A 26,080-nucleotide genomic window follows, 5' to 3' on the forward strand; every position below is an offset into this window, starting at 1 on the left:
GTCGCTAGGGTAAGCTGCGCGTTCCACCGTTAAAGCCTAAAACATTTCCCATGGTTAGGGCCTCAGACAGCCTCTAACTTTTGCTAGTGGTGTTGTAAATGTGGTTGTACTCGACCTCAGCGCCGGTACCGCCAGCCGTGGCCGAAAAGCTGGAGCCGGTGAATGTGCCGTTGCCAGAGTTGCAGGCGGCGAGCAGAAGTGGAAGGGCCAGAATTGCGAGTCTTTTCATAAGTGTTCCTCCGAATCGGTGATCTTGAGCTGAGGGTTGAGGATATAGAAGGCGAGCCGTTTCATGCCTGCCAAGAAGTCGACATTTTCAATAATGACGCCGTGCCACTCTTCACTGACTTCGTGATGCCCGGCGCGTTCCAGGGTGCGGGGTTGAATAACTACTGGTGCAAAGTTCAAGATGCCCTTGACCCCGGCCCCCACCAGGGCCTGAGCCGCCGCCTGCCCGCTTTCGGGTGGTACAGCAATAAATCCCATGTCCACTCTTCCGGGCGTGTGCGCCTGTTGCTGAACAAAGTGGGCGAGTTGATTGGTGTGCTGCACTTCAAGCCCACGCACAGTCGTTCCCACGAGATCAGGATGGATGTCGAAGGCTCCCACGTACTCGAAACGGTAATCGGTGGCGGGATAATTGGCGATGGCCTGTCCCAGACGCCCCATCCCAATGATAACGACATTCCAGGTCTGGTTAAGGCCCAGTACCCGGACCAGTTCACGCTTAAGGACCGCAACTGTATAGCCCATACCGCGCGTTCCGAAACGTCCGAAGTAGGCCAAGTCCTTACGCACCTGAAAAGGCGTTACATTGGCGCGTTCGGCCAGGTCGTTACTGCTGGTGCGGCTGACATCCTGAGCTTCGAGCTGCTCAAGAATGCGCAGGTAAGTGACCAGGCGGCTGATGGCGGCGGTGGGAATATCAGCCATGATTACTTGACGCGGAAATGCCCAAGTCCGGCGTTGTCGAGTCGGGCTTCGGCCCGCAGCAGGGCGTCGCCACTGTAGGGGCCGACAAGCACCGTCGTTCTACTGTCCGGAGGATTATTAACGGTAGGCGCAAAGTTGTTGTCGCGCAGAACACTCACAAGTTTCTGGGCACTTTCGACATACTTGAACGACCCGACTTGCAGGTAAGTCGGCCCACTGGGCGCAGTACGGGCGGGAATCTGGGTCTGTGCCGTACGTGCGCTGCGCTGCGTTGCTCCCGGCGCAGCGGCAGCGTCGGTGTTATCCGCAGTGGTGCTCGGAGCCGTGGCGGTCTTCGTCTTAGATTTGGGCTGAAGCAGCACGGCGTTGGGGTAAGCCCGCTGAATATCGGCCAGTGCCTGACGCGCCGTCGCCTCATCGGCGAACGGACCGACCTGCGCGACGTACTGGCTCCCTACATCGATAGGATGAACCCTGTAGCCTAGCGTGCCTACCCCCGCCGTCTGATTTTCAGCCGTGCCGCGCGTGCCGAAGCTGCCCAGGCTGATGCGGTAATCGCTGCGGCGCGGAATACGGTTCTCGCTGGTGGCGACCGCACCCCCACTCCGGGGAGCCGCGTCGGGCGTGGCCGAAATGGGCGGCGCTTCGGGTGTTGGTGAAGTGGTCGCCGTGGTGGTCTTATCGTTGGTTTTGGCCGTCGGCTGCGCTTGTGGTGACTGGGTCTGTGACGACTGGGTCTGCGGCGCCTTGGCTACCGGCTCGGGCAGGACTGGTGGCGTGATCGGCTTGACCGGAGGCGCGGCAGGAACAGGCGGAATTGCGCTGGTCTGGGCCACCGTATTCTGGTCAACGGTGGTCTGCGCTGTGGTCCGGGAAGTCGCCGCCTCAGCTGGTTGCGTCGAGGCTTTGACCGCCGCGCCGCTAGTTTGTGCTGGTTCGGAAGCCGTCACCGGCGCGGTTGGAGCCGTTTGCGGCCTGTTTTGCACCGGAACCGGCGCACTGTCCCTGGTGCTCGGCGCAGTGCTCGCTGCAGGGGCCGAATTCGTGGCAGGCGCGGTGACGGGTGGGGTTGCTGGCGACTGTGCTGGGTGGGCGGCTGACTGGGCCGATTGTCCTGGCTGGGCCGAAGCGGACTGCGGTTTAGGTGTGGCCGGGACGGGTACGGTGCCGGGAGAAGCCGGAATCGCGGTGCTGACTGGCGGCAGGGTAACGGCTACTGGAGCGGGCTTGCGCTGACCGAGCAGCAGCGTTCCAAAGCCGCCGAGCAGCGCGAGAGTCAAGACACCGATCATGATGTCGGGCCAGCGTTGTGGGGGGCGTGACTGTGGCCTTGCCCCACTCACTTAAGGGCCTCCTTCGCGCGGACATCCCCCAGGTTGGCCGCTGTCTTCCACGACGCCCGGGCGTCTTCGGCCCGCATCTGGCCACGCTGGGCCAGTCCAAGCAGATACCAGGCCTCGCCACTCTTGGCGTTGTCGGTGACCAGGCCCTTCAAGACGGCTTCGGCCTCCGGATAACGGCCTGCGGCCAGCAGCGCCGAGGCGAGGTTCTGCCTCGCGGGCACACTCGGCTTAAGCTTAATGCTTTCGCTGAGGGCCGCCACCGCCGAAGGGTAATCCTTCAGGGCGTAGTTCGCCAGGCCCAACCAGAGGGTAGTCTCTGCGCTGGGCGCATTCAGGGCACTGGCATTAAGCAGGGTCTTGGCCTGGGCATATTGTCCGCCGCGGTACAGCGCCACTCCCTGAAGGAACTGGGCACGGGCCTGGGTGGGTTTGTCCGGCGAGGACTTGAGGGCCAGCTCCGCGTCCTGTCCAGCCTGGGCCGTTTGACCCATTGCCAGACGCAGGGCGGCCAGATTGGTGCGGATACGGGCGTTCTTGGGAGTGAGCTTCAGGGCATTCTGATACGCTTCAAGTGCCCCGGAACGGTCATTCCGGCTCAGGCGCAGGTCGGCTTCACGGCTGTAGGCGTCTACATTGCTGGGATCCTGCACATGCGCGGCCTGCGCCGAGAACACGGCGGCGCGGGTATCGCCCTGCCCGGCGAGAATATCCGCCTTGTGCAGCAGCAGCGCCGAGCGCGCCTTACCGGTCTTGGCCCGGCTGATGGCGGCGTCAAGCTCGCGTAAAGCGCGGTCGGCCAAGCCCTGGGTCACGTAAATGTCGGCCACGAGGTTCACGGCGTCGGCCCGCTCTGGCTGTTTCTGGATCAGGGCGTACAGGCCGGGCAGGGCCTGGGTTCCGTTGCCGGAAAGGGTCTGGGCCTGCGCCAGCCGGAACTGCACACTGGCGTCGCCTGGGCGCAGGACATTGAGGTCGCTGAGGGTGGCGCTCAGCCCGGCGAAATCGGCCTTGCGGGTCTGTTCGCCCGCCAGCGCGTCAAGAATCTGAGCCTGAATGACCGGAGAGGTCTTGTCTTTGGCGAGGGCGGCGGCGTCGGTGTAGAACTTCAGGGCGTCGGCGTAACGCCCGGCTCGGGTGGCGATGACGCCCAAGTTGTAGGGGCCTTCATAGCGGTCAGGAGCCATGGCCTGAAACTGCGTGAGTTCAAAAACGGCTCCCTTGTCGTCCTTCTGGGCCAGCAGCGCCAGCGCCAGGCCGAAGTGCGGCTCGGGGTTGTTGTAATGCTGCGCGACTAGCGCCTCGAACTGTGAGCGGGCCAGCGGGTAGCGGCCCGCTTTCAGGTTGTTCTGGGCAACCAGCAGCGCGGCTTGCTCCGCCGTGGTCAGGGGGGTGACTTCCACAGCAGGTTTGGCAACCGTGGCTACCGGGGCTGCGTCGGCAGGAGGCTTTGTGGGCAGCCCATTGTCGACTGGAGTATTAGCAGCTTCCGCCGCCTTGACGCTGTTGGCGGCCTGCCGTACGTGTTGCAAGACGGCGGCGCTGTTGGGGGCACCAGTGGAATTGAGGATGTTTTGCCCACTCATGGCTGCGGAAGTGTCCGTCAGGGTCTGCGCCCGGGCACCGGTGCCGACGACGAGGGTGGCCGCAATAAGAACGCGGGTCAGTTGAGGAAATGAAGGGGACGGGTGCATGTTTTAGGGCCTCCTGAGAAGACGGACAGCTTCAGGTTAGGTGCTGGCTTCTTGCACAACCCTTACCTAATGAACTGCCTGTGATTCCGGTACGGGTGTTATGGGATGGCGACGTGAGGCGGTTTCTGCGCCCCAGTGTCTGGACATCACTCTGATTTTACTCGCTCTGCACGGACCCCTAGGCCAGTCAGTACCTCATACTCGATGGTGCCGCTCCACTCGGCCACGTTGCTGACGGTGATTTTGCCGTTTCCCCACAGCTCGGCCCAGTCGCCCGGCTGCACATTCAGGCCCGTGACATCCACCATCATCTGGTCCATGCAGATGCGGCCCAGCACCCTACGGCGTTCGCCCCCGATCAGGACGCTGGCCTTCAGGGTGGCGTTACGCGGGTAGCCGTCGGCGTAGCCCACGCCGATCACGGCGGCCTGGGTGTCGCGCGGGGCCGTCCACAGGCCGCCGTAGCTCACACTTTCGCCCGCGTAGACGGTATGCACCTGATTGACCCTGGCCCGCAACGTCATGACGGGTCGCAGCGCCAGCACGCTCCGCAGGTGTTCGGGCGCAAAGCCGTAGGAGGCCAGGCCGGGCCGCGCAAGGCTCATGCCCGGCAGCCGACCGAAACTGAGAACGCCGCCGCCGTTAGCCGCGTGCGCCAGCACTGGGGGCAAGTGCGCCAGCACGCCCTGAAACTTCCTGAACTGTTCCTGCGAAAAGCTGAGGTCGGGTTCGTCGGCGCTGGCGAAGTGGGTGTACGCGCCTTCTAGCAGCCCGCGCTCGGCCAGTCGCTGCCCGATATGTACAGCTTCTCCGGGCCGCGCCCCCAGGCGGTTCATGCCAGTATCGACCTTGAGGTGGGCAACGGCGTGTGCCGGAAGAGCCTCGGCCTCGGCCAGTGTGCCCACGGGCAGGCGTACCCCCAGATCGGCCAGCGCGGTCAGTTCCTCGGGGGCCGGAGGCGTAAGCAGCACGACGGGTTTGCCCAGGCTGAGCCGGGCCACGGCTTGGGCTTCGGCGGGCGTGGCGACGGCCAGTCCCCAGACCTCCGGGTGTGCGGCGGCCAGTCCGGCGACCAGTTGCAGGCCGTGTCCGTAAGCCTCGGCCTTGATGGGCAGCAGCAGCGGCACCCCGGCACACCCGGAAAGCGCACTCAGGTTATGATTCAGGGCCGATTCGGAAATATGAGCGACAGCGCGGGCAAGCATGATTCAGAGGATAGCCCCGGGGCTGGCGCGATCAGGCGTAGATTCCGTCCCGCCGTTACCTTCTACCTTTGACATCCCCACCTTTACATCGCGCTGTTACATCACACGGTCACATCACCCGGTTACATCACGCTGTCGCTTTCACGCAGCAGAATCTGCGCTTCCAGGGCGGCTGGAAACCACTGCCTCTGCTCATGGATGGCCTGGGGCGGGCAGGAACGCAGGCAAGCCATGCAACCCGTGCAGGCGCTGAGGTCGAGCAGAAGGCGCACGCCGCCTTCGGGGGACAGTTCGCGCGTAATCGCCTCGGTGGGACACACGTTGGCGCACACCGGGCAGTCGATGCAGCTGTCGTCAACCACCGGGGCAGGCCAATAGACCGCCACGTCCGGCGGGGGAGCGGGCTTGAGCGTCTGCTTGCGCCAGCGCCACTCCCCGGGGGTGCGCTGAGCGGGTTCGCTCCAGTCTACGAAGGGCAGCGGCCTTTCGGGGAGGTTCTGAACCACCTGTTTTTGGCCCATTCGTAGCAGGGTGCCGAATGCCCCGCGCCGCGACACGTTCAGGGCGCGGGAACTGTCTTCGGGGAGGGCGGCCCGCAGCGTAATCTGCGCTGGCCGCCCGGTCGCGCTGCGCAGGCGCTGCGTTGCACGCATGGCTTCCTGCACCTGCTGGGGTACCTGCGCCGAACCCACACTGCACTGTTCACACGCGCCGTGAATCAGGGTCAGCGGCTGGTTCCAGGCGCCCGCCGCACTCAGGAGCGCCGGGGTTACGCGTCCCAGACAGGGCAATTGCGGCCCGCCCGCGCCGCTTTGCGAACACGTCAGGGTCGCCTCGGGTTCACCGCGCTGATCTTGCACGGCTTGCAGTGACGTTTGAAGGTCGTATTCGAGTGCGCCGGTGGGACAGCCCTGCATGCACAGGCCGCAGCCGGTGCAGCGCTGATGGTCAATTTCGATGGCGAAGCTGCCCGCTGCCAGCTCAATGGCCGTATGTGGGCAGATAGTCTGGCAAATGTCGCACCCGCCCGCCGCCTGACGAACCAGCAGACAGCGCGGCTGCGTGTAGCGCGGCACTAAGTTGCCGAGTTCACCGAGTTGTTCGAGCACGCCGCGCAGCATGACGCGCAGTGTACGCCACCGTGCAAAACTCATTCTGTGAGCAGGATTCTTAATGCTCCCGTCATCTAATGCCTAGTTTTGCCGGGGCTTGACTAAGCTGAACAGGAAATATTCAGTCTCTCATGATTAAAAGGAGTCAGTATGGCCTCTAAAAGGCGCGAGTTTTCACTTCTTCCCACGCTGCTGCTCAGTCTGGTGATCGGCACAGTGCTGGGCGTCTTGCTGCTGCTGCTGTTCGGGCGGCATGTCGGGAACCCCGATACGGTTTCGGCAGTTAACGCAGGGATTCCGGGTACCACGGTCATCGACCGCAACGAGAACACCGGCAACAAGGCGGCGAACAGTAGCGCGGACACGGCCAGCACAACAAATACAGCCAGCACAACCACGGCGGCGGACGGTACGGCCACCGCGTCGGGTACGCCAGCCACGGCTGCGGCTACTGGCACGGCGACAGCCGATAACGCCAGCAAGACCCCGGTCGAGGGTCAGGCCGCCGCCGGAAGTGCCGGGGCCGCCGCGACCGCTGCCGCGCTGCCACAGGAGCAGACCGTGACTGATACCTCGTTTCAGGGGACGGGCGCTGAAATTTACGTGCAGGCTTGCCAGAGCTGCCACATGCCCGGCGGCAAGGGGGCCAAGGGTGCGGGCATTTACCCGGCGCTCGCCAACAATCCCAAGCTCAAGGCCATGCAGTACCCCACCGGCATGGTGCTGTACGGCAACGGCGGCATGCCCAGCTTCGGGCACTATATGAACGACCAGCAGATTAGCGAAGTGGTTAATTACATTCGCACCGAGCTGAACAACAACACCGACAAGGTGACGCCCGACGACGTGAAAAAGATGCGTCAGCCTGGGCAGCATTACATGATTTTTGGGGAGGCGGCAGGCTGATGGGCGTATCTAGGCGTGATTTTTTAGGCATGGTGGGCCTGGCTGGTGGCAGCGCCGCCGTGTTCCAGATGATGACCGTGATGGGGCTGGCAGCTCCTTCCACCTACAAGCAGCCGCAGCTGGGCACAGGCGGCAAGGGCAAGAAAGTGCTGATTCTGGGCGGCGGCCTGGCTGGTATGGTAAGCGCTTACGAACTGAACAAGGCCGGATACGAGGTCGAGATTCTGGAGTTCAACGCCCGCGCCGGGGGCCGCGTATGGACGATTCGCGGCGGCGACAAATACACCGAGCTGGGCGGCTTCGAGCAGACCTGTCAGTTCGATAAGGGGCTATACCTCAACCCCGGCCCCTGGCGAATTCCGCACGTTCACCAGGCCTACCAGCACTACGCCCGCGAATTTGGCGTGAAGCTGGAAGTCTTTCCGATGATCAATCACAACGCCTATGTTCACCGCACAAGTGGTGTAAAAGAGCGCCAGGGCAAGTTGATGATCGACATGCAGGGCCACGTTTCCGAGCTGCTCGCCAAGGCCCTGAGCCAGAACGCGCTCCAGGGCGAGATGACTGGCGAGGACAAGGCCAAGGTTCTCGAAGCTCTGAAGGGTTGGGGGTTCTTAGACAAGGATTACCGCTACAGCAAGAGCCTGGCGACCAGCAGTTACCGTGGCTATGACCGCGACCCCGGTGCGCGGCTGGAACCCGGCACGCCCAGCACGCCGCTGAGCCTGGACGCCATTGTCAAGAATGACCTATGGACCGACCTGAATACCGGCCTGGCCTACGAGTTCCACAGCACTATTTTCGAGCCGGTGGGCGGAATCGACGCGATGGCTCGGGCGTTCGAGGCCCGTACCCGGCAGTTCATCAAGTACCGCAGCAGAGTCACCGACATCAAGCAGGATGAGGGCGGCGTAACGGCCACATACGAAGATTTGACCACCGGCTCGACTAGAACTGCGCGGGGCGATTACTGCATCTGCACCATTCCGCTGAGCATCCTGAGCCAGATTCCGAGTACCGGCCTGAGCCCTCAACTGGCCGATGCCATCAAGAAAGTGCCGTATGGGCCGTCCTTCAAAGCGGGGATGCAGTACAAGCGACGTTTCTGGGAGCAGGACGAAGCGATTTATGGTGGGGTCACCTACACCGACCAGAGCATGGGGCTGATGTCCTACCCGGCCAACAACTACAACTCGAACGGCAAGGGTGTGGTGCTGGGCGCGTACATGTTCGGCCCTGACGCCGTGAAGTTCACCGGCATGAACCCCAAGGACCGCTTGCAGGAAGTACTGAAGCAGAACATTGCCATTCACCCACAGGCCGAAAAGGAATTCGACAACGGTATTTCAGTGGGCTGGCACCGCGTGCCTTTTACGCTAGGCTGCTACGGCCTGTACAACGAAGAAACCCGCAAGGATATCTATCCGACGCTGTGTGCCCTGGACAAGCGCTTTATTCTGGCGGGCGAACACACGTCCTACTGGAACGCCTGGCAAGAAGGAGCGCTGCTGGCCGGAACCTCGGCAGTAGAAATCATTCACGAGGCTGCCAGCAAAGCCTGATCTTGACCAGCACCACGCCCGTCAGCGCCTGTGCCTGACGGGTTTGTTATGTGGGTCATACGAACTCCGATTGAATCTTGTTGTTTCAGATTCAATCGGAGCGGATGCGCGAAGGAAAAATATGGGTTTCGCGGTAAAGGCGCTTCTTGGGCAAAACGGCACCCAGGATGGGGCCTGCCCGCTTCCCAGCTGTACCAGTATTGAGCGCAGTCGGTAGGAGGCGCCTAGCGGGTCAAGGGCTTAGGTAAACAGCGTGCTGACGCTCGCGCCGGTATGGATGTTGGTGATCGCGTTGGCGAACAGCGGAGCTACATCGAGCACGGCCAGTTTGCCACCCGCATTTCTGATCTTCTCTTCCGAGACGTGTACGGTGTTGCAACTTGCCACCTGGGTGACGTCCAGCGCAGCGATGCGTTCAATGGCCGGGCCGGTGTATACGCCGTGCGTGACCGCCACGTACACATCCTTGGCCCCCATGCCACGGGCAATATTGACGGTTTCCACAAGGCTGCCCGCCGTGCTGATCTCGTCGTCAATGATGAACACAGTCTTGCCTTCCACGTCGCCGATCAGGGCACGGGGCCGCACCTCGGTGTCGCTGAGGCGCTCCTTGTCGATCATCGCCAGGCCACTGTCAAGCCTGCGGGCAATCTGCGAGGCCCGCTTGATGCTGCCCGCGTCGGGGGCCAGCACCACGCCCTCATGAGCGTTAGACACACAGCTCTTGAAGTGCTGCGAGAGCACAATGTCTGCCGACAGGTGATCTACCGGCACCTTGAAAAAGCCGTGTACCTGCGGGCTGTGCAGCGTCATGGTCAAGATGCGGTCGGCCCCGGCTTCCTGAAGCAGGTCGGCCACCAGGCGGCCCGCGATGGAAATGCGCGGGCTGTCTTTCTTGTCGCTGCGGGCGTAGCTGTAGTACGGAATGACGGCGGTCACGCGGCCTGCGCTGGCACTCTTGGCGGCGTCGATCATCAGCATCAGTTCCATAATCGCGTCGCTGACTGGCGTGGAAAAGGTCTGAATCAGAAAAATATCGCCTTCACGCAGCGACTCTTCGTAATGCACGATGATGTTGTCGTTGGTGAATTTCTCGGTTTTGCTGCGGCCCAGCGGAATGCCGAGGCTGTCGCAGATGGCCTGAGCCAGTGGACGGTTGCTCTGGCCCGAAAAGACCAGCATGGGCGAGCGTTTGCCTTGCAGCAACTCTTGCGGGGCGCGGTGGGGAACGGACAAGGGTAAATCCTCCAGGGGTCCAGAAGTAGGTGTATACGGTGCGTTAAATAAACCTTAGGCAGCATACCTGCCTGCTGCGCTCCCTGTCATGCGTTAGGGCCGTGACCAGATTGGGAACAGGGCAGCAGCCCACCCGCCCGCTGGAGGCGTGTCCGGCATATCTGGACAACTAGCCCGCTCTGGCCGCTAGGTAGCTGCCGGGTACAGAGTCCATTATGAAGCACCTCTACCCCAGGTGGAACGAAAAGGCAAAAAGGAGCTGCTGGTGGAAGTGGACTCGCAAAGCTGCGCTGCAAAGCGGATTCGGGCGCTTTCCCCAGATACGCCGAACTGCAACCGGGAGCTTCTGACAGGTGAGTAGTGGCCCGCCTGGTCTTTTGCTGACCTTCAGATAATCCGGCCCCGCCGCGCCCAGCCGCTAAGCTCGGGGCATGAGTAAGCTCGATGCAGTGGTGGTGGGTTCTGGGCCCAACGGTCTGGCAGCGGCCATTACGCTTGCCCGCGCCGGACTCCGGGTGCAGGTGCTGGAGGCGCACGACCATATCGGCGGCGGGATGACGACTCATGAAATGACCCTGCCGGGGTTTAAGCATGACTTCGGCTCGGCGATTCACCCGCTGGCCGTCGCCAGCCCGGTGTTCCGGCAATGGCCCCTACATGCGTTTGGTCTTGACTGGATTGACCCGGAGGCCCCAGCAGTTCACACCATGCGGGCCGGTTCAAATGGCAGCGTGACCCTGGAACGCAGCTTGGAAGCCACCGCAGAGGGCCTGGGCCGTGACGGCAAAACCTGGAAGGCGCTTTTTGGTCCGCTGCTGGCCGACTGGGAAGGGCTGCTTCACGATATCCTGCGTCCTCTGATCCGCATTCCGGGCAGTCCGTTCACGCTGGCCCGCTTCGGTATTCAGGGCTTGCCCTCGGCGCACGCGGTGGCCGAACTCCTGTTTCAGACGCCTGAAGCGCGGGCACTGTGGGCAGGTATGGCCGCGCATACGACCCTGCCGCTGACTACTCCGGGAACCTCGGCCATGACTATGGTCTTAATTTTGCTGGGTCACGCGGTCGGCTGGCCTTTTCCCAGGGGCGGGGCGCAGGCGATTCCAGACGCGATGCAGGCCTACCTGAAATTTCTGGGGGGTGAGGTTATCACCGGCGTCAGGGTAGAGTCGGCGGCTCAGTTACCTGAGGCCCGCGTGACGCTGGTAGACAGTAGTCCGGGCCTGCTGCTGAAGCTGTTGGGCAGCCGTGCTCCGCACAGTTACCGCGCCGCCCTGGAACGCTACCAGTACGGCCCAGGCATTCAGAAATTTGATTACGCGCTCTCGGGGCCGGTGCCCTGGAGCGACCCACGCGTCCGGCGAGCCGCTACCGTGCACATCGGCGGCACCTTCGAGGAAGTAACGCGTTCAGAAGCGGCCAACACCAAGTTCGCGTCGCCAAGCCCCTACGTCCTGGCGGCGCAGCACACCCTGTTCGATGCCAGCCGTGCCCCAGCGGGCCAGCATACCTTCTGGGCCTATTCCCACCTACCTAATGGCAGCAATCAGGATATCCGCCCGCAGGTCGAGGCGCAGATTGAGCGCTTTGCCCCCGGCTTTAGTAGGCTGATTATGCAGCGCACAGTCACCACTGCCGCACAGATTCAGGCCTTTAGCCCAGTCATGATGGGCGGCGATGTCAACGGCGGTGCAGGTACCCTCTGGCAACTTCTCAAGCGTCCCAATCTGGCCCTGACCCCGTACCGGACTCCTGTGCGGGGTATGTACCTGTGTTCCAGCAGTACCCCGCCGGGTGGCGGCATTCACGGCATGTGCGGCTATAACGCGGCGCTCACCGCTTTGAAAGACGAATTCGGTATCAAGGAGATTCCATGAAAAAACGCTACCTACTGCTTCCCGCTACGGCGCTCGGCCTGTGGCTGCTGCGCCCCGGTAAGGACAAACCCGAACTGGCCCCCACCACCGAGAAGGACGGCGTCGGCCCCGTGACCATTCGGCGCTACTGGGTCGACGTGCAGCACGCCCGCAAGTCACCCGAGGATGTGGTGGCCGGGGTGCTGAACCACTTTCCCGAGGTCATGCCTAAGCTCCTGGCGACCACCACCAAGGTCAAAGGGGAGCCGGGCGTAGGCCACAAGGGGGACCGCTACTTTATCCTGATGCTGCTGCGGCGCGGTTACGTCGAAACAGAACTGGTCGAGCCGCTGCGCTTTCGCAACCGAACCCTACGCATGCACCCCGAATCCGGCTGGGTCGAGTTCAAGGCCATTCCGACCGGCCCTGGGGCGTACCGTTTGCAGGTGCAGTCCTGCGTGCGTGCCAGCACCCGCGCCGACCGGCTGGCGTATCTGGCCGGAATGTCGCTGGCTCAGCGGGCCAACTGGCAGACCGTGCTGGAACGCGCCCTGCTGCTCAGCGGCGGCACCGAGGTCAACCGGGGCACCGACACGGGCGAATTCGAGACGGTGCCGGGCGGTGTAAAACCCCCACAAACTCCGGGCGGCGCAGCAGAGACAGCCTGAGCGTGGGCCACGAGGACTTTTTCCTAGTGGCCCACATTTTTTTGCGTATAGCTAAGCCTTCACTGCGCCCCGGTTTTCAGTCGCCCCGGAAAATCTTGCCCACTTTGTCGAAGAAGCTCTCGTGCTTTTCATGTGGGGCCTGGTCGCCCATGGCAGCGGCGTAGGCTTTCAGGGCCTCGCGGGCCTGCTCGTTCAGCTGGCTGGGCTTGGGCACTATCACGTCGTACTCCACGATCAGGTCGCCGTTGCCCGACCCCTGTAGGCGCGGCATGCCCTGGCCTTTCAAGCGGTAGAGTTCGCCGTGCTGCGTACCGGCCTTGACCTCTACGGGCTGCGGCCCGTCGAGCGTAGGCACCGTGATGTCGCCCCCCATGGCCGCCGTCGCAAAGCCGATTTTGGCCGGGTAAATCAGGTGCTCGGCCTCGCGCCGCAGCTCGGGGTGGGCTTCCATCTCAATATGCACGTACAGGTCGCCGTTACCGCCGGGGCCTTCGTTGCCCATATTCGCCACGCGGATGCGGTAGCCCTCGTCGATGCCTTTGGGCAGCTTGACCTTGACTTTTTCGGCCTTCAGCGTGCGCCCCCGGCCTTTGCAAACGGTACAGGGGTCTACGATCAGTTCGCCTTCGCCCTTGCAGGTGGGGCACACCTGCTGCGTTTCGACCACGCCAAAAATGGTGCGGGCCTGGGCACGAACAGCGCCGCTGCCCCTACAGGTGGTGCATTTGGCCGGTGGTTTGCCGCCCGGTTCCGTTTTGCTGCCGTGGCAGTGTTCGCAGGTGGTCAGGCGGTCTACATCGACCTCGACTTCCTCGCCCGCACGGGCCTGGAGCAAATTGATGTGCGCCTCGGTATCGATGTCGTCGCCGCGTGCCGGGCCGCGCCGCCCGCGTGCTCCCATACCGCCTACTGCGCCCCCGAACAGCTGCTCGAAAATGTCCATGGGGTCAAAGCCTGCGCCGCCCATGCCGCCGAAGGGATCGCCGCCAGGCATCCCCGCGCCAGGGGCCGAGCCGAAGCGGTCGTAATGGGCACGTTTTTCCGTGTCGCTCAAGACGGCGTAGGCCTCGTTGATCTGGGCAAACTTTTCGGCAGCTCCCTCTTCCTTGTTGCGGTCAGGGTGGAACTTGAGGGCCAGCTTGCGGTAGCTACTCTTGATTTCGTCGGCGCTCGCGGTACGGGCAACGCCCAGCAGTTCGTAGTAATCCATAAGTCGTGTCATCGCCGGGACGTGCGCCCGACCTCCGGTTCCTAAGTTAACACGAACGCACTCAAGAAAAGTAGCTTTAGAGTTATAAGTCCCTGCCGGGTGATGATTCCAGCATGGCCCCGAGCGGCTTCGTAGAGTGGCGCGGCAAAGCGGGCAAGAGAGAGACGGGTTTCTGGGCGTTGGCAACCCGGTGTCCTTGCGGGTAGTCAGCGAAACACACGGCAGTCCGTATAGGTTCTTCACGTCCCGGACGGAGCAGTCTTGTAAGCCCCTGAAAGCTTATGCCAGGGGAGTTCAATCGGGCAGGGGGGCCTGGTGTGAACGTGAGTTACACCAGATGCCTTTGGTGCCACACATAAATGTTCCAGACGGATTTTGCCAGACTGCTCTAGACTGTCGGGCATGCGGGCTGAACTCCTTGACCTCGTGCTTTCGCTGCTTCCCGAGCACAGCCCTACCCCCGAACTAGAATATTTTTATGCCCTGATGCGCGACTATCCCCGGCGCGGCGGCAAAGGCATTCGCTCGGAACTGCTGCTTGCCTCGGCGCAGGCCCACGGGGTGCGTTCTGGCACGGCGGCCTGGACCTCGGCGCAGTGGGCGGCGGCGGCGCTGGAAATGTTTCAGAATTGGGTGCTGATTCACGACGACATCGAGGACGACAGCGAGGAGCGCCGGGGAAAACCTGCCCTGCACCGTCTGTGCGGCGTGCCCCTGGCCATTAACGTGGGCGACGCCCTGCACGCCTATATGTGGGCCGCCGTGCAGCGGGCCGGAATTCCAGGGGCCATGGAGGAATTTCTGGCGATGATCGCCCGCACTGCCGAGGGCCAGCACCTCGATCTGGCCTGGGTCGAGCGCCGTGAGTGGAACCTCCAAGAAAGCGATTACCTCCAGATGGTCGAACTGAAAACGGCCTACTACACGGTCATTGTTCCGCTCCGGCTGGGGGCGCTGGCCGCCGGATTGCCTGTGAATGAGGCTTTTAGCGCTGCTGGGCTGGCGCTGGGCACCGCCTTTCAGATCCGGGATGACGTGCTGAACCTGACTGGCGACCCGGTCAAATACGGCAAGGAAATCGGCGGCGACCTGCTGGAAGGCAAACGAACCCTGATTGTGCTGCATTGGCTGGCTCAGGCCCCTGCCGGGCAGAAACAGGTTTTTCTGGATCAAATGAAGCGCGACCGGCCCCAGAAAGATCAGCAGGTGGTCGACCAGATTCACCACTGGTTGCTGGACAGCGGCAGCGTGGACTATGCGCAGCGGTTTGCCAACCAGCAGGCCACGCAGGGAATGGCCCTGCTGGAAGCCGCTCTTATGTCAGCCCCCGATCAGGAGGCGGCCCGACAACTGCTCGGAGCGGTGCACGAACTGGCAACCAGAGAGCAGTAAGCGCCCGATTTGAACTTGACCCTTAAATGAGCACTAGATGAACTCTGGAATGTGAATCAATTCATACCTATTCTGTGAGTCTGATATGAGGCGACTTTTGCAAGAGATGAGCCATGAGAGCATCCTTTTCAGCCCCTACCCCAAAGTGGGAGCTCTACTCTACGAAAGCGCTGGGTTAGAGCCATGCACTTTAGTGCAAGCGTCGGTTAGAGCAGACTTGGCGACTCAACAAGCTGAAAACCCCCCTTTGACTGCGCTGGGATGACGGGGGACTGGCAAGCAGTTCCACAGCGCAGCAGGCAGGGCGACAAGGCGGCTTTAGCCGCAACCCCAATCCCTGTACTTTCAGTGCAGGGTCGTTGGATCAGATGTGAACATTAAGAAAGCCTCTATCCTGGAGAGCTGGAGTAGATGACCAGCAGCGGGGCGGTCATCACCGTGACTCAGAACGGGCCGGTCACGGTGGTCGGGGCAAGCAGCGCTACTATGCGGGCCACCATCGTCGCTTCCCCGACGGCCTACAGAACCTCATGAATGCCAGTAACTGGGAGTGGGCGAGAGCTTGTTGCGCCCCGGCCTTAAAATTACAGGATGCCTACGCTGCTGCTTACCGGCTTCGAGCCGTTTCACACGCATCCTGATAACCCCAGCGCCCAGGCCGCACAGGCCCTCGGCGGGCAACGTGCAGGCCAGCTGGGTATCGAGGCAGGGCAACCGCAAAGTCCCTCAAATGTAAAGTGAAACTTTTCGTTTGAAAATCACGCTTCGCCATGCCGAGAGTATTTGGCCGATGGATACAGTAAAAATAGCCAGCCTGCTTACTGGCTACTTATCAAATGTTATGCAGTCTCCGACTTTGCGGTTGCCCTGGGTATCGAGGCGGCCCTGCTTCCCGTGGAACCCCACGGGGCGGCAAAAGCCTTGCTGAGCGCTCTGGAACACCATCAACCGGATGCCGTACTGTTGACCGGACTGGCGGCGGGGCGTGCCCAGGTTGCGCTGGAACGGGTGGCCGTCAACGTCATGGATTTTGATATTCCCGACAATGCCGGGCAGGTGTACCGGGACGCTCCGGTTCACCCTCACGCGCAGGCCCCCGCCGCCTACCTGAGCACCTTACCGCTGCGGCGCATCCTAAGTGCCTGGCACGCGGCGCAGCTTCCGGGCTACGTGAGCAACTCGGCGGGACTGTACGTGTGCAACGCCGTTATGTATCAGGCCCTACACCACTTGCACACCACAGGCCGCTCCCACGTTCCCTGCGGCTTTGTGCATCTTCCGGCCAGCGCCGAGGTCGCCCTGGCCGTACCGCAGGACCGTCCACCCGTGCCCTACCTGCCGCAGCCAGAAATCACGCGGGCGGTTTGGCTGGCAGCCGAAAGTATTGCCCAGAGTCTCGCTTAGGATTGCCGGGGATCTCGGTTAGGGAAAACGGGCCTTGCCAGGCTGCCAGGAGCCGTCCGGGCCGCCCTGCCAGTGCCACTCGCCAGACTGGGGCCGACCGTGCAGCGCCCGCTGAACCTCTAACAGTGAAATGCGCCGGGCAAAGCGGGTGCGGGCGTGCCAGGCGGCCAGGGCGTCCTGGGTGCCCAGCCCACGCATAGTGACCGCCGCCCGGTTCACCGCCAGATCAAAAAGCGGGTCAGGCGCGGCTCCGCTGGCCGCTGTGCCTGCTTCGCTCGGCTCAGTCAGAAAGGGGCGTTCCTGGGGCATTAGCTGAGCGTGTATCCTTCGTCCTCGCGCCGTAGCTGCCCGCGTTCTACCATCCGGACTGTCACCTCGCGGGCCTGCTCGCTGCTTAGGGGGCTGCGTTCCATCAGGTCACGCAACGTAAAGTGTCCGCCGTGGCGGTGGGCAAAGCGCATGACCATCCGTTCTTGCACGTCGGGGCGCTCCTGCCCAGACTCGGCTCTGGCGACCCGCTGCCCAAACAACCACCACACCAGTGCCGCGATCAGTAACCCGACAAGCAATTCCAGCGGAATCAGGCGGCTTGCCAGTGCTGGGTCGGCAAAACTTTGTGCGACGGCCAGGGCTCTAGCTTTGGCCGTGGTGACCTGCTCGGGCGTGGCTCCGGCAGCCGCCAACCGTTTGGCGACACCCCGCTCGTGCAGAAAATGGAACACGCCCCCCAGATCACCGCGCACAGACACCACCGAGAAGGCGATGAGGGCAGCGGCCACCCCGGCGATGGTCGACAGAAGAAGGCGGGCAGGATTCACGACGCCTATGTTATACGGCCCAGGGGTTATACGGCCCCGGGTTGAACCGGGCACCACAGACCTGATAAAAAACCGCCCCCAGGTGGAGGCGGCTAGGACAAAAAGAACGCTTATTGCTGGTGGGCACCTTGCGCGGCGGTCACGAGGCTCTTGAAGGCTTCGGGTTCGCGGGCAGCGATGTCGGCCAAGACCTTGCGGTTGAGGTCGATGTTGGCCTTTTTCAGACCGCTGATGAAGGTGCTGTAGTTCATGCCGTGCAGGCGGGCACCGGCATTGATACGCTGAATCCACAGACGGCGGAAGTCGCGCTTTTTGTTGCGGCGATCGCGGTACTCGTAGGTCGCGGCGTTCAACAGGGTCTGGAAGGCGTTGCGGTACTGCTTGCTGCGGCTGCCACGGAAGCCCTTGGCCCGCTTCAGAACCTTGTTGTGGCGGCGGCGGCGAACGATGCCGGTCCTAACGCGGGGCATTATTTACCACCCATCATTTGCTTCATACGGGCCCACTCACTCTTGGCAAGCACAAAGCCCTTGCCTTTGCCGCGAATTTCGTTGCCGCTTTTGCCGGTGTTCTGGTGGCGCTTACCGCTTTTGAACGCCATGACCTTACCGGTGCCGGTGATCTTGATGCGGCGGGTGGCCGCTTTCAGGGTTTTCATCTTGGGCATGGTGCCCTCCTTGCGAGTCCAGTCGCACTCTGAGTCCAGAGGCTGCTGTCTGGGGTTCGGGCCGCTTCCACGCTGGAAAGCTGTTGGTTGCCCTGCCCCACTTGACCAAGAAAGTAGTTTACGTGACCAGGCCAGGCGCGGTCAAGGGGCACAAAGGTCCTAGGTGACCTATACCCGCGTCAGGTCTTTAGGCAGTGGCAGGAACTCGATTTCGGGGTGCTGCTCGGCGGTATATTCGAGGTCGTATTTGCTGCGGAACAGCATCACCGGGCGGCCCTGGTCGTCCTCGACGTGGCGGGCAAAGCGGGCCACACCTTCGGGGTCCCCGGCCAGCCAGCGCACCAGCTGATAACTGGTCACGTTCATCTCGACTTCCACGCCGTATTCCTCGCTTAATCGGGCCTGGAACACCTCGAATTGCAGCGGCCCCACCGCGCCCAGGTAGGGGTCACGCGCCCCGTCGGTGGGGTAGAACACCTGCACCACGCCTTCCTCGGCCAGCTGGGTCAAGCCCTTCATGAACGCCTTGCGCTTGCCCACGTCCTTCAGGGCCAGGGTAGCGAAGGTTTCGGGCGTGAAACGCGGGAAGCTGGGCAGCGTGACCTTGCCGTCTACACTGATCACGTCCCCGATCTGGAACACGCCGGGGTTTACGAGGCCCACGATGTCGCCGGGGTAGGCGTCCTCGACCTTTTCGCGGTCCTGGGCAAACAGCGTATGCGCCTGCGAGAGACGCAGCTTGCGCCCGGTGCGGGTGTGGGTCACGTCCATACCGCGCTCGAAGTGGCCCGAGATCACGCGCATGTAGGCGGTGCGGTCACGGTGCTGCTTACTCATGTTGGCCTGCAACTTGAAGATGAACCCGGCGAATCCGGCGGTGGGTTCGCGCTCGCCCAGACTGGTTTCGACTGGCCCTGGCGGGGGGGCTAGCTCTACAAAGTTGCTCAGAAAGTGCTCGATGCCGAAGTTGTTCATGGCGCTGCCAAAGAACATGGGCGTCAGTTCGCCGCGCAGGAACTCGGCGGGGTCAAATTCGGGCATGGCCCCCTTGATCAGTTCAACATCCTCGCGCAGTTTGGCGGCCAGGTCTTTGCCGACCAGCGCGTCAAGCTGCGGGTCGTCCAGGCCAGCGGTCTGCACCGGGGCGCGGTGCTTGCCGCCCGAGGTGCGCTCGAAGGCGAGCACCTGCCCGGTTTGCAGGTCATACACGCCCTTGAAGTCGGGGCCGTCGCCGATAGGCCAGGTCAGCGGCACCACCGTGATTTTCAGCGTTTCTTCGACCTGGGCCAGAAGTTCGAACGGGTCGAGGGCCGGGCGGTCCATCTTGTTCACGAAGGTCAGGATCGGCACCTGCCGGTTGCGGCACACCGCGAACAGTTTCTCAGTCTGGGTCTGCACGCCACGCGCCGCGTCAAGCACCATCAGGGCGCTGTCGGCGGCGGTCAGGGTGCGGTAGGTGTCCTCGGAAAAGTCCTGGTGGCCGGGGGTATCCAGCAGGTTGACGTGTCGCCCGGCGTACTCGAAGGTCAGCGCACTGGACGAAATAGAAATCCCGCGCTGCTGCTCAATGCTCATCCAGTCGGATTTGGTGTGGGCGCGGCCCTCTTTGGCAGTCACCGACCCGGCTTCTTGAATAGCGCCGCCGTACAGCAGCAGCTTTTCAGTGATGGTCGTTTTCCCGGCGTCGGGGTGGCTGATGATGGCGAAGGTGCGGCGGCGGGCAATTTCGTGCTCCAGGGCCGCCGAGGGGCCAGCAGTATTGGATTGGGGGGCAGTCATGGAAACTCCGGCAGGCTGAGTGAGCCTGAAATTGAGGTTGAAATGTCGCGCGTCCTCGACTCGCGTCAGTGGGGCTGGAGGAGAACGGTCATAAAGAAGATACTACCCGCTTTTGCGCCCGCTGACCGTGCCCTGAACAGAGTTGCGCCCCGGCCCGCTATAGACTGACGTAACCCTGATAGACCCCTGCTCTGCTGCGCTTAGAACAGTTTAGAACAGTCGCGTCTTTGCCCTAAACTCTGGAGGACACTATGCAAAAAGCCCTGATTCAAATGCTGACCGGAGTCCTGCTGTTTGGCAGTGCCCAAGCCGCTCCCCCTGTTTTTCTGAATGTCGCCACCAGTCCCAAAGGCTCGACGGCCTCGGACATGTTCCGTGACATTGGCAAGGTGTGTACCAACGCGTCCTTCCTGCGCCAGCGCCAGGGTACCGGCAGCGTCGAGAATCTGGAACTGCTGCTAAGCAATCAGGTCGCGCTGGCCTTCGTGCAGCTCGACGTGCTTAAGGCCCGCGACCAGGTTGAGCACGACCCGCGCGTGGCCGAGATCAAGCAGTTGCTGCCCCTCAACTTCGACGAGATTCACCTGATTGCCAGGCAACCCGTCGCCAAGAAGAACATCTTTGGCAAGGTCACCGTTACCGGGATTACCCGGTGGAGCGACCTGAAGGCCAAGAAACTGGGCAGCTGGGGCGGCAGCGTCGTAACCGCCAACATCCTGAAAGCCAAATCGGGCGTGCCCGTCGGCATTCTGGAATACAAGACGCGTGAGGACACCATGAACGCACTGGTTGCCGGACAGGTCGACGCCGTGCTGACCGTGGTGGGTCAGCCTGCCGACTGGGTCAAGGCGCTCGACGCCACCAAGTTCGACCTCGTGCCGCTCGACATTGCGCCCGCTGCGCTGAGCGGGTTTTACAAAGCGGCCACCCTGCACTATCCGCAGCTGGGTAACGGCGTGCCGACTTACGCCGTGCAGCGCATTCTGGTGACCCGTGACTTCAAGACGCCCGAAAAACGCAGTGCGCTGCTGAACTACCAGAAGTGCGCGATCAGCAAACTGAGCACCTTGCAGGAAACGGAAGGCTTTCACCCCAAATGGAACGAGGTGACTTTCAAGGAAGGCGACTGGCCCTGGTTCAAGTAGAAGTTCTCAGTTTTGGAGAAAAGGCACCCAATGCCGCCTCCAGCGTGCCCAGCCGCGCCTGCACCAGCTTTTGCGGTTCGCGGTTATATCCCCCGGCCATAACGCAAACCAGCGGAATTCTGGCCCGCGCCGCCCAGCGGAATACCCGTTCGTCACGGCGGCGCACTCCGGCCAGGGTCAGCGCCAGCCGTCCCAGTTGGTCACCCGCCAGCACGTCGGCTCCAGCCAGATAGAACACGAAATCGGGCGTGAAAGCTCCGACCACCGGCGCAATCTGGCGGTCCAGGGCGGCCAGATAAGCCGCGTCGTCTGCGCCGTCGGGCAGGTTTACGTCCAGCCCGCTGACTTCCTTGTCGAACGGGTAATTGTTTGCGCCGTGGACGCTGACGGTCAGCGCGCGCGGCTCACCTGCCAGCATGGAGGCGGTGCCGTTGCCCTGATGCACGTCGAAATCCAGCACCAGGATGCGCCGGGCGTGGCCCTCATCGAGCAGCCACTGCGCTGAGATGACCACATCGTTGAGGAAAGAAAAGCCCTCGGCGTGGTCGCGGTAGGCGTGGTGGGTGCCGCCGCCGAAATTGATGCCCAGCCCCAGGCGCAGCGCGTCCTGAGTAGCCGCAAAGGTCGCTCCGCTGCTGCCCAGACCGCGCTCAACGACGCTGTCGGTCCACGCGAAACCCATCGCCCTCTCCTCGGCCCGCGTCACCTCGCCTGCTCGCCAGCGGCGCAGATACTGCGCGTCGTGAACCCGTTCGGCCAGCGCCCAGGGCAAATCGGGGGCGTCCAGCAGGGGCAGCTTGCGGGCGGCCTGGGTCAGCAGGTCTTCCATAACGGCGCGGGGCATGAACTGACGCCGGGGAGCCGGGGCACTGGCGTAAGCGGCGCGGCGGTAGGCGGTCCAGGCGCGGTAGGGGTACAAAAACTCGGCCACCTGCTTAGCGTACGCCTCGGGCCGCTGCCCCGCCGCGCAGGGCTTTGATCACAGGGTTCCCGGCGGCATCATGGTGCTATGAATATGCAGCTTCTCCAACTGAACAGGCCCATCGTCTTGGCACCGATGGCGGGCGGGATCACCACGCCGGAACTGGTCGCCGCCGTGTCGGAGGCGGGCGGGCTGGGCAGCGTCGGCGCGGCTTACCTGACGCCGCAGCAGATCAGGGCGGCGGGCGCGGCCACCCGAACACTGACCGCGAGGCCGTTTGCCGTGAACCTGTTTGCGCCGCAGGAACTGCCGGAAGTGACCGCCGCGCAACAGGCCGCCGCTATCGCCGAACTGGCCCCGCTGTACGCCCAACTGGGCCTCACGCCGCCTACGTTGCCGCCGCAGGTGCAGCCGGACTTCGCCGCGCAGTTTGAGGCTGTGCTGGACGTACACCCGGCGGTCTTTTCCTTCGCCTTCGGGCGGATCGAAAGGGCGCAGCTGGACGAACTCAAGCGGCGAGGCATCCTGAGCATCGGCACGGCGACCAGTACAGAGGAAGCGGTCATTCTGGCGGCAGACGGGGTAGAGGCCGTGGTCGTGCAGGGCGGCGCGGCGGGCGGGCACCGGGGCGGCTGGGTGCAGGACGACTTCGCGGACACGCTGGAACTTGTTCAGAAAACGGTACAGGCCATTCAAATCCCGGTGATCGCTGCTGGTGGCCTGATGACCCGTAAAGACGTGCTGGCCGCGCTGAAGGCCGGAGCCAGTCTGGTGCAGTGCGGCAGCGCCTTTTTGCGCGCCAGCGAGGCCGGAACCTCCGCGCCTTACCGCAAGGCTCTGGCACAGGCTAAACTGGACGACACGGTGCTCACTCGCAATTTCAGTGGGCGCACCGCACGCGGGCTTAAAAACACTGTCTCCGAGCAGCTTTCACAGCCCCTGCCTTATCCGTATCAGAATGCGCTGACTGGGCCGCTGCGTGCTGAGGCTGCTCGGCAGGGCCGCGCCGAATTGATCAGCCTTTGGGCGGGCCAGGGCGTCTGGCAGGGGCGTGAGGGAAGTGCAGCCGAGATTCTGGAGGCGCTGTGTCCGTAAGTCTACGTTCCCTGTGCCCCGGCGACGAGAACTACGCCGCGCAGTGGGGCCAAGACCGGGAATTCTGTCTCAGCAATGGCTGGGAACCCGGTTTACCTGCCGGGCGCATCCAGGCCCACTGGCGCGGCCTCATCACTGCGCCGCCCAGTCAGTTCCTCCGGCTGGGTATCGTGCATAACGGGGTGCTGGTCGGCTATACCGATCTGGCAGACCTGGTCGCCGTTTCGGGCGAACTGGGCGTCGCCATAGGGGAGAGCCGCCTGTGGGGCCAGGGCCTAGGCACGGCAGCAGGCCAGCTGATGCTGCGTCACGCTTTTGGAGTGCTGCGGCTAGAGCGCGTCTGGGCCGAGGTTCACGAACCTAATCGGCGTTCGCATGCGCTGATGCAGCGGCTGGGCTTTGTAGAAATTGGCCGCGAAGGAACAGACTTGTACCGGGGGCAGACGGTGGGGCTGGTGCAGTACAAACTGAATCGGCCCACCGGCGATCAGTGACCCTGCCCGGCCAGCCAGTGCGGGTTTGGGCGCACCTCGCCGCTGTACTTCGCCCGCTGTTCGGGAGGCGCTGGCGCCGCCGGGGTTAAGGCGGCGGAGCAAAGAAAACCGCCCCAACGCGAGGCGGTTGCATTTTCATTGAATTTCGGAGTTCAGCCGGGGATACGGATCTGCTGGCCGACCTGAATGGCGTCAGGGTTGCTGATGTTGTTGAAGTGCGCAATGTCTTTGTAGCGCATCTCGTCGCCGTAGTACTTCTGGGCAATGGCGCTGAGGGTATCGCCGCTTTTCACGGTGTAAACGGTGTCGCCAGTGCTCTGATCCTTTTCCTTGGACAGTTCCTTGGCACCCGCACGCACCGAGACGCCGCTGACATCCACGCCGGTCACGCCGCTGACGCCCTGGGCCACCTGCTGAAGTAGACGCAGTTCGTGATCGCTGTCCACGGCGCCGCGCAGCACGACACTGCTGCCGCTCTGGAGCACGTCGATGGGGTTGTCGGCCAGTTCACCGTTACCGCGCACTGCCGAAAGCACTTCCTTGGCGACGCGGCTCTGGTCCTCGAAGGCCTTATCGTCGAACTGGGCCTCGCCCGCGCTCTGCTGCACGATGTCGCCAATCTGCACGTTGCTGATATCGGCGGGGGCAGAAGCCTGTTCCAGCACGCTCACGCCGCTCACGTCCACAGTCTTAACGCCGCTGATTCCGCCGACCACGGCGTTAATCAGGCCAACCTGACTCTGACGCTGAACCTGGCCCACAACTTTCACTGTACCGCCCTGTTCCTGCACGTTCAGACCCAGTGGGGACAGCACCGGGTTGGCGTTGATAGCGTCTTTGATTCGGTCCGTCGTATTTTTTCCAAAAGGCCACATGGCTGAACTCTACACCACCGTGTAACCTACGCCACCTTTGCTAAAAGGACGATGGTTCTATGTCTCATTGTCGTGGCAGCTAAAGTCCTTTGCTGCACGGCACCTGTCTGAAACGAACACCCAACAGATGAGAAATCATACGGACTCCTAGAACTGCGCCTCAGAGCAACCCGGAGAGCCACGGCTTGCGGGCGTGGAGTTGGCAACCCGGCTGGTCAACGAAATTACTTGAGGGCCTGCATTACTTGAGGGCCTGCCAGGCTGCCTGGACTCCGGCCCCACGCGTGAACTGAACGCCCAGCCCCGCAAAGGCATCCTCCAGCATTCCGGCAATCGCCAGGGCGTCGTAGCGGTCGGCGTAGCCCATCGTCGAAAGGCGAAATACGGCGTCTTCGTAGGGGGCCTGTCCGGCCAGTGCCCGCTGACCCATGGCGGCGAGGCGGGCAGCCACCTGACGGCCCGTGATGCCAGCAGGCGGCTTTAGTACCGCCACTGCCGGGCTGGTACGCGTGGCCCAGGCCGGGGCACCCAGCGCGGTTCCGGCGGCGATCAGGGCGCTGTTCTTGCAGCGCTGCTCAGCCCACAGCACATTCAGCGGCACGGCCAGCAGCCGGTCTAGGGCCACACTCAGGGCGTAGATCAGGTTGATGGCCGGGGTCTGCGGGGTGCTGCCTGCTTTCTGCCCCGCCAGTTCACGGGTCATGTCAAGGTAAAACCCGTGGGGCGTGTCCTTGATCATGCGGGTTTGGACTTCCGGGCTAAACAGCACGAATCCCAGGCCGGGGGGCGTCGCCGTACCCTTCTGGCTGCCCGACACGATCACGTCCACGCCCCAGGCGGCGGGGTGCAGCTCGGCCACGCCGTAACTGGTAATGCAGTCGGCAATGATAATAAGGTCGGGATTCTGTGCCCTGGCCGCTTTCGCAATCGCTCCGAGATCATGCAGCGCTCCGGTGCTGGTTTCGCTGTGGGTCACGCAGAGGGTATGGGCGTCCTTGCAGGCCTGGGCTACCTCGTCGGCGTCCAGCAGTTCACCCCAGGGCTTGGCAACGATTTGAACGTCGTAGCCAAAGCGCTGCGCCATCTGGCCCCAGCGTTCACTGAATTTTCCAGCCTGCGCGTTCACGACTTTTGCGCCCGGCGGCGTGGTGCTTACCAGCGCTCCCTCGAAAGCCCCGGTGCCGCTGGAGGTGGTAATCACGGCGTCGTAAGGGTCGCCCAGCAGCCGCGTCAGCTTCTGGCGAGCTTCCATCAGGCGGTCGATTCCTTCCTGGGCGCGGTGGTGCATCTGCGGCTGGGCCAGCGCGAGCAGCACATCCGGCGCGACCTCGACCGGGCCGGGCGCAATCAGGCGGTGGCGGTTGAGGGGGGTGTATTCGTGAACGTCGCTGGGCTGGGCTGAGGGGGCCGTCTGGGTCATGTCTCAGGGTAGGCCAGCGGCAGCCCGGAGATGGCCCTCAGGTCTAGCAGGGGAGGCGTACCGGGTTCAATCTCCCACTCGCTCAGTCTTCTTTGGCGGGCCAGAAGCCAGCGAGAAACACGAGATACCGGAACCCCTTCGCATGGCTTACGGCTTAGGTCCAGCCCCATACGTTACCGCCAGCGCCGAATCTATGTTATTGATCTAGGTTACTGACAGGAGTTGATAGCGCTCATTCCCTGAGCTAGCCCCCGGGGGTAAAAGGTAAAATTGAGGTAACTGCTCAGCAGGGGGACTTGCGAAGCGGAAAGGGGTAGAGTAGGGACATTACGCAAAAGATCTGTCCCAAC

26 protein-coding genes and 1 pseudogene are annotated in these 26,080 nt (G+C 62.8%); 11 read left to right on the forward strand and 16 right to left on the reverse strand.

Annotation, left to right across the window (positions count from 1 at the left end; genetic code table 11):
• Positions 1 to 73: 73 nt before the first annotated feature.
• The 6 genes from QZ269_RS06165 to QZ269_RS06190 form a co-directional block, all read right to left on the reverse strand.
• Entirely contained in the window at positions 74 to 229 is a 156-nt protein-coding gene (locus QZ269_RS06165) for a hypothetical protein (RefSeq protein WP_291425420.1), read from the reverse strand.
• Complete coding sequence (locus QZ269_RS06170) at positions 226 to 933, reverse strand: redox-sensing transcriptional repressor Rex (protein ID WP_291425421.1); 708 nt, start codon at positions 931 to 933, stop codon at positions 226 to 228. Before QZ269_RS06170 ends, QZ269_RS06165 begins: the two co-directional genes overlap by 4 nt.
• A gap of 2 nt (positions 934 to 935) precedes the next feature.
• Positions 936 to 2,276, reverse strand: a complete 1,341-nt coding sequence (locus QZ269_RS06175; RefSeq protein ID WP_291425423.1) for an SPOR domain-containing protein — start codon at positions 2,274 to 2,276, stop codon at positions 936 to 938.
• Positions 2,273 to 3,967: a tetratricopeptide repeat protein gene (locus QZ269_RS06180; RefSeq protein ID WP_291425425.1), complete on the reverse strand. Its 1,695-nt coding sequence runs from the start codon at positions 3,965 to 3,967 to the stop codon at positions 2,273 to 2,275. Before QZ269_RS06180 ends, QZ269_RS06175 begins: the two co-directional genes overlap by 4 nt.
• 146 nt (positions 3,968 to 4,113) lie before the next feature.
• On the reverse strand, positions 4,114 to 5,172 hold the full coding sequence (alr, locus tag QZ269_RS06185; protein WP_291425427.1) for an alanine racemase: 1,059 nt from the start codon (positions 5,170 to 5,172) through the stop codon (positions 4,114 to 4,116).
• Positions 5,173 to 5,294: 122 nt separating this feature from the next.
• On the reverse strand, positions 5,295 to 6,293 hold the full coding sequence (locus tag QZ269_RS06190; RefSeq protein WP_291425429.1) for a 4Fe-4S dicluster domain-containing protein: 999 nt from the start codon (positions 6,291 to 6,293) through the stop codon (positions 5,295 to 5,297).
• Positions 6,294 to 6,434: 141 nt separating this feature from the next.
• Between QZ269_RS06190 and QZ269_RS06195 the strand changes: the two genes are divergently transcribed.
• Positions 6,435 to 7,190, forward strand: a complete 756-nt coding sequence (locus tag QZ269_RS06195) for a cytochrome c (RefSeq protein WP_291425431.1) — start codon at positions 6,435 to 6,437, stop codon at positions 7,188 to 7,190.
• Positions 7,190 to 8,752: a flavin monoamine oxidase family protein gene (locus QZ269_RS06200; protein WP_291425433.1), complete on the forward strand. Its 1,563-nt coding sequence runs from the start codon at positions 7,190 to 7,192 to the stop codon at positions 8,750 to 8,752. Before QZ269_RS06195 ends, QZ269_RS06200 begins: the two co-directional genes overlap by 1 nt.
• A 240-nt stretch (positions 8,753 to 8,992) precedes the next feature.
• Here the strand turns inward: QZ269_RS06200 and QZ269_RS06205 are convergent, their stop codons facing one another.
• The gene (locus tag QZ269_RS06205; protein WP_291425465.1) at positions 8,993 to 9,934 is read right to left on the reverse strand and encodes a ribose-phosphate pyrophosphokinase; all 942 of its coding nucleotides are present in this window, start codon (positions 9,932 to 9,934) and stop codon (positions 8,993 to 8,995) included.
• 485 nt (positions 9,935 to 10,419) lie between these two features.
• Between QZ269_RS06205 and QZ269_RS06210 the strand changes: the two genes are divergently transcribed.
• Both QZ269_RS06210 and QZ269_RS06215 read left to right on the forward strand, forming a co-directional pair.
• Positions 10,420 to 11,862: an NAD(P)/FAD-dependent oxidoreductase gene (locus tag QZ269_RS06210; protein ID WP_291425435.1), complete on the forward strand. Its 1,443-nt coding sequence runs from the start codon at positions 10,420 to 10,422 to the stop codon at positions 11,860 to 11,862.
• On the forward strand, positions 11,859 to 12,509 hold the full coding sequence (locus QZ269_RS06215) for a hypothetical protein (protein ID WP_291425437.1): 651 nt from the start codon (positions 11,859 to 11,861) through the stop codon (positions 12,507 to 12,509). Before QZ269_RS06210 ends, QZ269_RS06215 begins: the two co-directional genes overlap by 4 nt.
• A gap of 76 nt (positions 12,510 to 12,585) precedes the next feature.
• Here the strand turns inward: QZ269_RS06215 and dnaJ are convergent, their stop codons facing one another.
• Complete coding sequence (gene dnaJ, locus QZ269_RS06220; RefSeq protein WP_291425439.1) at positions 12,586 to 13,719, reverse strand: molecular chaperone DnaJ; 1,134 nt, start codon at positions 13,717 to 13,719, stop codon at positions 12,586 to 12,588.
• Positions 13,720 to 14,121: 402 nt separating this feature from the next.
• On the opposite strand from dnaJ, the gene QZ269_RS06225 reads away from it, so the two are divergent.
• From QZ269_RS06225 to QZ269_RS06240, 4 genes and pseudogenes are all read left to right on the forward strand, one after another.
• Positions 14,122 to 15,111 (forward strand): polyprenyl synthetase family protein, encoded by a 990-nt coding sequence (locus QZ269_RS06225; protein WP_291425440.1) that lies wholly within the window; start codon positions 14,122 to 14,124, stop codon positions 15,109 to 15,111.
• A 411-nt stretch (positions 15,112 to 15,522) separates the two neighbouring features.
• A complete protein-coding gene (locus QZ269_RS06230) occupies positions 15,523 to 15,645 on the forward strand; it encodes a hypothetical protein (RefSeq protein WP_291425442.1) in 123 nt (40 codons plus the stop codon).
• Positions 15,646 to 15,702: 57 nt separating this feature from the next.
• A pseudogene (locus QZ269_RS06235) lies at positions 15,703 to 15,789 on the forward strand (pyrrolidone-carboxylate peptidase); the annotation flags it as partial.
• A 105-nt stretch (positions 15,790 to 15,894) separates the two neighbouring features.
• A complete protein-coding gene (locus tag QZ269_RS06240) occupies positions 15,895 to 16,515 on the forward strand; it encodes a pyrrolidone-carboxylate peptidase (RefSeq protein ID WP_367272233.1) in 621 nt (206 codons plus the stop codon).
• A gap of 18 nt (positions 16,516 to 16,533) precedes the next feature.
• Here QZ269_RS06240 and QZ269_RS06245 read toward each other — a convergent pair whose 3' ends face one another.
• The 5 genes from QZ269_RS06245 to QZ269_RS06265 form a co-directional block, all read right to left on the reverse strand.
• The gene (locus tag QZ269_RS06245; protein ID WP_291425444.1) at positions 16,534 to 16,824 is read right to left on the reverse strand and encodes a hypothetical protein; all 291 of its coding nucleotides are present in this window, start codon (positions 16,822 to 16,824) and stop codon (positions 16,534 to 16,536) included.
• On the reverse strand, positions 16,824 to 17,333 hold the full coding sequence (locus QZ269_RS06250; protein WP_291425446.1) for a hypothetical protein: 510 nt from the start codon (positions 17,331 to 17,333) through the stop codon (positions 16,824 to 16,826). The genes QZ269_RS06245 and QZ269_RS06250 overlap by 1 nt, the downstream gene beginning before the upstream one ends.
• Before the next feature lie 110 nt (positions 17,334 to 17,443).
• A complete protein-coding gene (gene rplT / locus QZ269_RS06255; protein WP_291425448.1) occupies positions 17,444 to 17,803 on the reverse strand; it encodes a 50S ribosomal protein L20 in 360 nt (119 codons plus the stop codon).
• Complete coding sequence (gene rpmI, locus QZ269_RS06260; RefSeq protein WP_291425450.1) at positions 17,803 to 18,000, reverse strand: 50S ribosomal protein L35; 198 nt, start codon at positions 17,998 to 18,000, stop codon at positions 17,803 to 17,805. The genes rplT and rpmI overlap by 1 nt, the downstream gene beginning before the upstream one ends.
• Before the next feature lie 168 nt (positions 18,001 to 18,168).
• The gene (locus QZ269_RS06265; RefSeq protein WP_291425452.1) at positions 18,169 to 19,779 is read right to left on the reverse strand and encodes a peptide chain release factor 3; all 1,611 of its coding nucleotides are present in this window, start codon (positions 19,777 to 19,779) and stop codon (positions 18,169 to 18,171) included.
• Positions 19,780 to 20,030: 251 nt separating this feature from the next.
• Here QZ269_RS06265 and QZ269_RS06270 point away from each other — a divergent pair, with 251 nt between their 5' ends.
• Entirely contained in the window at positions 20,031 to 20,924 is an 894-nt protein-coding gene (locus QZ269_RS06270; protein WP_291425454.1) for a TAXI family TRAP transporter solute-binding subunit, read from the forward strand.
• Here QZ269_RS06270 and QZ269_RS06275 read toward each other — a convergent pair.
• On the reverse strand, positions 20,917 to 21,855 hold the full coding sequence (locus QZ269_RS06275) for a histone deacetylase (RefSeq protein ID WP_291425455.1): 939 nt from the start codon (positions 21,853 to 21,855) through the stop codon (positions 20,917 to 20,919). The two genes, QZ269_RS06270 and QZ269_RS06275, sit on opposite strands and share 8 nt — an antisense overlap.
• Positions 21,856 to 21,933: 78 nt before the next feature.
• On the opposite strand from QZ269_RS06275, the gene QZ269_RS06280 reads away from it, so the two are divergent.
• On the forward strand, positions 21,934 to 22,941 hold the full coding sequence (locus tag QZ269_RS06280) for a nitronate monooxygenase (protein ID WP_291425457.1): 1,008 nt from the start codon (positions 21,934 to 21,936) through the stop codon (positions 22,939 to 22,941).
• Positions 22,932 to 23,435 (forward strand): GNAT family protein, encoded by a 504-nt coding sequence (locus QZ269_RS06285; RefSeq protein ID WP_291425459.1) that lies wholly within the window; start codon positions 22,932 to 22,934, stop codon positions 23,433 to 23,435. Before QZ269_RS06280 ends, QZ269_RS06285 begins: the two co-directional genes overlap by 10 nt.
• 152 nt (positions 23,436 to 23,587) lie before the next feature.
• Here QZ269_RS06285 and QZ269_RS06290 read toward each other — a convergent pair whose 3' ends face one another.
• The gene (locus QZ269_RS06290; RefSeq protein ID WP_291425462.1) at positions 23,588 to 24,310 is read right to left on the reverse strand and encodes a LysM peptidoglycan-binding domain-containing protein; all 723 of its coding nucleotides are present in this window, start codon (positions 24,308 to 24,310) and stop codon (positions 23,588 to 23,590) included.
• 241 nt (positions 24,311 to 24,551) lie between these two features.
• Positions 24,552 to 25,730, reverse strand: a complete 1,179-nt coding sequence (locus QZ269_RS06295) for an aminotransferase class V-fold PLP-dependent enzyme (protein WP_291425463.1) — start codon at positions 25,728 to 25,730, stop codon at positions 24,552 to 24,554.
• Between the last annotated feature and the right edge of the window lie 350 nt (positions 25,731 to 26,080).

The sequence above is a fragment of the Deinococcus sp. genome, from assembly GCF_018260405.1.
GTDB lineage: Bacteria > Deinococcota > Deinococci > Deinococcales > Deinococcaceae > Deinococcus.

Coding starts and splice junctions, on each gene's coding strand:
- QZ269_RS06205 (WP_291425465.1), bottom strand. CDS start 9,934: ATGCTGGTCTTTTCGGGCCAGAGCAACCGTCCACTGGCTCAGGCCATC.
- QZ269_RS06195 (WP_291425431.1), top strand. CDS start 6,435: ATGGCCTCTAAAAGGCGCGAGTTTTCACTTCTTCCCACGCTGCTGCTC.
- dnaJ (WP_291425439.1), bottom strand. CDS start 13,719: ATGGATTACTACGAACTGCTGGGCGTTGCCCGTACCGCGAGCGCCGAC.
- QZ269_RS06230 (WP_291425442.1), top strand. CDS start 15,523: ATGACCAGCAGCGGGGCGGTCATCACCGTGACTCAGAACGGGCCGGTC.
- QZ269_RS06225 (WP_291425440.1), top strand. CDS start 14,122: ATGCGGGCTGAACTCCTTGACCTCGTGCTTTCGCTGCTTCCCGAGCAC.
- QZ269_RS06215 (WP_291425437.1), top strand. CDS start 11,859: ATGAAAAAACGCTACCTACTGCTTCCCGCTACGGCGCTCGGCCTGTGG.
- QZ269_RS06280 (WP_291425457.1), top strand. CDS start 21,934: ATGAATATGCAGCTTCTCCAACTGAACAGGCCCATCGTCTTGGCACCG.
- QZ269_RS06170 (WP_291425421.1), bottom strand. CDS start 933: ATGGCTGATATTCCCACCGCCGCCATCAGCCGCCTGGTCACTTACCTG.
- QZ269_RS06265 (WP_291425452.1), bottom strand. CDS start 19,779: ATGACTGCCCCCCAATCCAATACTGCTGGCCCCTCGGCGGCCCTGGAG.
- QZ269_RS06180 (WP_291425425.1), bottom strand. CDS start 3,967: ATGCACCCGTCCCCTTCATTTCCTCAACTGACCCGCGTTCTTATTGCG.
- QZ269_RS06200 (WP_291425433.1), top strand. CDS start 7,190: ATGGGCGTATCTAGGCGTGATTTTTTAGGCATGGTGGGCCTGGCTGGT.
- QZ269_RS06245 (WP_291425444.1), bottom strand. CDS start 16,824: ATGCCCCAGGAACGCCCCTTTCTGACTGAGCCGAGCGAAGCAGGCACA.
- QZ269_RS06165 (WP_291425420.1), bottom strand. CDS start 229: ATGAAAAGACTCGCAATTCTGGCCCTTCCACTTCTGCTCGCCGCCTGC.
- alr (WP_291425427.1), bottom strand. CDS start 5,172: ATGCTTGCCCGCGCTGTCGCTCATATTTCCGAATCGGCCCTGAATCAT.
- rplT (WP_291425448.1), bottom strand. CDS start 17,803: ATGCCCCGCGTTAGGACCGGCATCGTTCGCCGCCGCCGCCACAACAAG.
- QZ269_RS06210 (WP_291425435.1), top strand. CDS start 10,420: ATGAGTAAGCTCGATGCAGTGGTGGTGGGTTCTGGGCCCAACGGTCTG.
- rpmI (WP_291425450.1), bottom strand. CDS start 18,000: ATGCCCAAGATGAAAACCCTGAAAGCGGCCACCCGCCGCATCAAGATC.
- QZ269_RS06190 (WP_291425429.1), bottom strand. CDS start 6,293: ATGCTGCGCGGCGTGCTCGAACAACTCGGTGAACTCGGCAACTTAGTG.
- QZ269_RS06270 (WP_291425454.1), top strand. CDS start 20,031: ATGCAAAAAGCCCTGATTCAAATGCTGACCGGAGTCCTGCTGTTTGGC.
- QZ269_RS06290 (WP_291425462.1), bottom strand. CDS start 24,310: ATGTGGCCTTTTGGAAAAAATACGACGGACCGAATCAAAGACGCTATC.
- QZ269_RS06295 (WP_291425463.1), bottom strand. CDS start 25,730: ATGACCCAGACGGCCCCCTCAGCCCAGCCCAGCGACGTTCACGAATAC.